1 tRNA gene and 1 rRNA gene are annotated in these 1,304 nt (G+C 43.7%); both read left to right on the top strand.

Annotated elements, in window-relative coordinates:
- Positions 1 to 403 precede the first annotated feature (403 nt).
- A tRNA-Ile gene (locus FCL48_RS24640) sits at positions 404 to 480 on the top strand.
- 287 nt (positions 481 to 767) lie between these two features.
- A 23S ribosomal RNA gene (locus FCL48_RS24645) occupies positions 768 to 1,304 on the top strand; the annotation flags it as partial.

A 1,304-nucleotide genomic window follows, 5' to 3' on the forward strand; every position in this document is an offset into this window, starting at 1 on the left:
TAGCCCTAGGGGAACCTGGGGCTGGATCACCTCCTTTTTAAGGATGATACAGTGAGTGTTACCGGTTTCTTACATCTTGTAAGAACATGAGTACACAAAACCTGTTACTGGGGATTAACCCCGTTTGCTGTTGTTATTTAGTTTTGAGGGATCGTCATGATCCTTTGGGGTGTTTTACTCCCCTGCCCTTCGCAACTTCGGGTTGCTGAAGGTTTATTGATCTTTGAAACTGAAAATGGATTGCAATCAGATGCTACAGGTTTTTGCCGACTAGTTTTTGACCAGATGATTTGGTTTTAGACGAGGAGTGCGAAGAGTGAGTGACTGAGACGTATATGAATACGTCGAAGAAATGAACTTTTCGTGACGACGAAGCATAAAGCCTAATCAGCGGTTCAAAAATGGGCCTATAGCTCAGCTGGTTAGAGCGCACGCCTGATAAGCGTGAGGTCGGTGGTTCAAGTCCACCTAGGCCCACCATTTTTCAGATTCTATAATAATTGTTTATGAAGCTCTTATGCTTCACTGTTATTTATTTTGCATTAAAGTAAGTGGCAGCAATGTTCTTTGATAATTGAATAGTAGAGTAGTATAAAATCCTTTAAATCTTTTAAAGTTTTTTGTATGGGCACACAGGCCGTTGGTCACCGTGTCTATAGATACAAAAGACCCCCATTGGATTTGAAGGTTACAGTAGTTGAGTTTTCTTTTCTATCTGTTGTAAGCGGATAGATGAGTGAAGTTCTTAAAGTTTAATCAAGTTTTATGGATAAGCTATTAAGGGCTAACGGCGGATGCCTTGGCATCGGAAGGCGATGAAGGACGTGGCAAGCTGCGATAAGCTTCGGGGAGCTGTTAACAGGCTTTGATCCGGAGATTTCCGAATGGGGAAACCCGGTGGGTGTTATAACCTACCATCTCATGCTCAATTCATAGGCATGTGAGGCGAACGCAGGGAATTGAAACATCTTAGTACCTGCAGGAATAGAAATCAATTGAGATTCCGTAAGTAGCGGCGAGCGAACGCGGAGTAGCCCAACTTAGCGATATGGATCGTAGATATATAGTGGAACAGTATGGAAAGGCTGACCATAGACGGTGATAGTCCGGTACACGAAATATATCTTGACCTAGCTAGAAAGAGTACCACGGGACACGTGAAACCCTGTGGGAATATGGGAGGACCATCTTCCAAGGCTAAATACTAACCGATGACCGATAGTGAACGAGTACCGTGAGGGAAAGGTGAAAAGAACCCCGGGAGGGGAGTGAAATAGAAACTGAAACCGTTAGCTTACAAGCAG

It is taken from the genome of Desulforhopalus sp. IMCC35007 (assembly GCF_005116575.1).
GTDB lineage: Bacteria > Desulfobacterota > Desulfobulbia > Desulfobulbales > Desulfocapsaceae > Desulforhopalus_A.